Here is a 3,369-nt window from a genome sequence, read left to right on the forward strand (position 1 = left end):
GAATTGATCAGCGTGCCGTACTCGGTGTACGCACCGGCGGTCTGGATATCGGACTCGAAGGTCTTGATCGTCTCGACCGCCGAGGACGACTGGTAGGCATCGGACGAGCCGCCTTCCAGTGCGTTCTGCACCACGTCGCCACCGTCGGTCGCGAGGTCGCGACGCAGTTCGGCCACGGCATCGACCACACCGCGATCGACGACGACCATCTTGATCGGCAGCGAATACTTCTGGGCGAATTCCCAGTCGCGCTGGTCGTGACCCGGTACGGCCATGACGGCACCCGTGCCATAACCCATCAGCACGAAGTTGGCGACCCACACCGGCACCTTCTCGCCGGTAAGCGGATGCGTGGCATCGACGCCCGTGTAGTAGCCGCGCTTCTCCTGCGTCTCGAGCTCGGCTTCGGATACACCGCCGGCCTTGCAGCTTTCGATGAACCCGGCAAGACCCGCGTTGCCCACCGCGGCACGCGTGGCAATGGGGTGCTCGGCCGCTACCGCGACGTACGAGACCCCCATCAAGGTGTCCGGGCGCGTGGTGAAGACCGTCAGCGGCTCAGACTCGCCGTCCACGTCGAAGTGGATTTCGAGGCCCTCCGAGCGACCCAGCCAGTTGCGCTGCATGGTCTTGACCGCATCGGGCCAGCCCGGCAGCGTATCCAGGCCGTCGAGCAATTCCTGCGCGTACGCGGTGATCTTGAGGAACCACTGCGGAATCTCGCGCTTCTCGACCAAGGCGCCCGAGCGCCAGCCGCGACCGTCGATCACCTGCTCGTTGGCCAGCACGGTCTGGTCGACCGGATCCCAGTTGACGACGCTGTTCTTGCGGTACACCAGGCCCTTCTTCATCAGCCGGGTGAACATCTGCTGTTCCCACCGGTAGTACTCGGGGCGGCAGGTGGTGACCTCGCGGGTCCAGTCGTAGGCGAAGCCCATGCGCTTGAGCTGCTCGCGCATGTGCTCGATGTTCTTGTAGGTCCACTTCGCCGGCGCGGTGTTGTTCTTGATCGCGGCGTTTTCGGCCGGCAGGCCGAACGCATCCCAACCCATCGGCTGCAATACGTTCTTGCCCTGCTGACGCTGGAAACGGCTGATCACGTCGCCGATGGTGTAGTTGCGAACGTGGCCCATGTGAAGGGCGCCCGAGGGGTACGGCAGCATCGAGAGGCAATAAAACTTCGGCTTGCTCGCGTCCTCGGTCACTTCGAACGCGCGGGTGGCGTTCCAGAAGTGCTGCGCGGCGGTCTCGACGGCGTCGGGGGCGTAACCGCCCTGTTCGCGCGTGCCCTGGTCTTGGGTGTCCTGCATGGTGTTGGGTACCGGTGGGATGCTCACAATCGCGGGAGACTATCCCACGGGGACGGTTCAGGCAAAGCGAAAGGCGGCGCAGGGGCGCTTTCTGTAGGGGCCGATTCATCGGCGATCCCTGCGGAGCGGGGCTTCGGGCGTGGGCGCGAGCACCCATCGCCGATGAATCGGCTCCTACAGGGGAGCCGTTACTGGCAGGTGGACTGGCCGGCGGCGACGGCCCGGACGGCGGCAGCCACCTGGTCGGCGACCTGGCCAACGGCCCGTTGATGGGCCTCGACGAGGCTGTCGTAGCTCGAGCCCGCCGGCTCGCTGGCTCGCGAGGCACAGGCTGCGCCCGCCGTCTCCCCCGAGCGAACCGACCAGCTTGCCTCCAGGGTGGCGCTACCGCCCACTTCGGAGTCGAAGCGGCGTACATCCAGCTGCACGCGAACGACCTTGTCGCCCTTGGCATGGGGCAGTCCGTGCACGTCGTGCGTTCCCAGGCGAGCGGAGAGGTCGGCCACAAGAGCGCCGCGAATCTCGTCGCCGAGCGGCGAGGCCCAGCGTTCCCCATCCAGCACGGAGACACCGGTGGCGCCGTGGCGCAGTACCAGGGAGGGTTGGTCCACCTGTGGCGGCACGCCGACGGCCTGCACGTCGATCACGAAGGGCGCGGCCACGGACGCCATCGGGGCCGACGACGGCACCAGGGTATGGAAGTGCGTGGGCGCCGAGGAGCACGCGCCCAGGGCGGTGACCAGGAGAGCGGCGCCGGCAAGGCGAAGTGTCTGGATCATGGCTGTACGTCCTTGCCCTGCTTCGGGGTCGACGGCGTGGAGACCGGCGGCGGAGCGTCGGCGCCCCGGCCGCGCAGCAACGCCTCGGGATGACGACCGAGGTAATCGGTGAAAGCGCGAACCGAGCGCACCGTGCGCTGCAGCTCCTCGAGGGTGTTGCCGATGTTCTGCTGGAGCGGGGAATCCTCCGACAGCGCATCGTTGGCCGTGCCGACCGTCTTGTTCACGCCTTGCAGCGTGCGCTTTGCCTCGGGCAGCAGCTCGGTATTGACCTGCTTCAACGTGCCGTTGAGTTCGTGCAGGCTGCCGTCGAGGTTCTTGCCGATGGAATCGAACGGAATCTTCTCGATCTTGTCGACGATGCTGGCGATCTGCTCCTGCAGGTGGTCGAAATCACCCGGCGTCGTCGGGATTTCGAACGGCCGGGCGTTCTCGTTGAATGCCACCTTCTTCGCCTTCGGATCGAAGTCCAGGGCGATATAGAGTTGGCCGGTGAGCAGGTTGCCGTTACGTGCCTGCGCACGCAGGCCGTGGGCCACCAGACCACTCATGATCTTCGGCATCTCCGAATCGTCGGTGCCGCCGGAGAGCTTGGCCAGCTTGTCGTGGGCCTGGCCCAGGCGGTCCGGATAGACCACCGCACCGACGATGACCGGGAAGGTCTGCGTTTTCGCATCGTAATCGAGGTTGACCGACACGACGCGACCGAATTTCACGCCGAGGAACTCGACCGGGGCGTCCACGTTGAGTCCACGCAACGAGTGCTCGAAGCGCATGCGGATATAACGCGGCTTGCCGTCCGGCGGCGCGATGGCCGTGGCCTGGTCATTGAACAGGCTGAACTCTTTCATCTCCGGCGCCGCCGTTTCGTCGTGCGGCCCCGGCGCATCCTGGAATGCGACGCCGCCGGCGATCACCGTGGCGAGCGACTGCGTGTTGAGCTTGAGGCCATCGGCACCGAGCGACACATCCACGCCACTGGCATTCCAGAAGCGCGCATCCTGGTGGACGAAGCGATCGTTCGGGCCGTCGACGAACAGCTGCAGGGACACGCCCTTGCCGTCCTTGTCCAGCTCGTACGAAACGATGCGGCCGACCTGGATGCGCCGGTAATAGACCGGCGAACCGATATCGAGCGAGCCCAGGTCGGCCGCGTGCAGCACGAAGCGACGCCCGGGCGCACCATGGGTTACCGCAGGCGGCGTTTCCAGTCCGGTAAAGTCGGTCTGTTCTTCTTCCGAATCGCCAGCGTCTGCACCAATGAACGCACCGGACAACAG

General features: G+C 65.8%; 3 protein-coding genes. All 3 read right to left on the reverse strand.

The features are described 5' to 3' along the window. The coding region (gene leuS, locus AC1DSN_RS20265) for a leucine--tRNA ligase (RefSeq protein ID WP_477332485.1) at positions 1–1,310 on the reverse strand (1,310 nt) is incomplete at its 3' end. 188 nt (positions 1,311–1,498) lie between these two features. After that, positions 1,499–2,089 (reverse strand): PqiC family protein, encoded by a 591-nt coding sequence (locus tag AC1DSN_RS20270; RefSeq protein ID WP_477294780.1) that lies wholly within the window; start codon positions 2,087–2,089, stop codon positions 1,499–1,501. Continuing rightward, positions 2,086–3,369: PqiB family protein (locus AC1DSN_RS20275; RefSeq protein WP_477332487.1), on the reverse strand; the 1,284-nt coding region annotated here is incomplete at its 5' end. The genes AC1DSN_RS20275 and AC1DSN_RS20270, both read right to left, overlap by 4 nt.

Source organism: Luteibacter sp. P4_D7_3 (assembly GCF_056401735.1).

What these genes read in the sequence shown, in the direction of transcription:
- AC1DSN_RS20270 (WP_477294780.1), bottom strand. Translation starts at nt 2,089, where the DNA reads ATGATCCAGACACTTCGCCTTGCCGGCGCCGCTCTCCTGGTCACCGCC.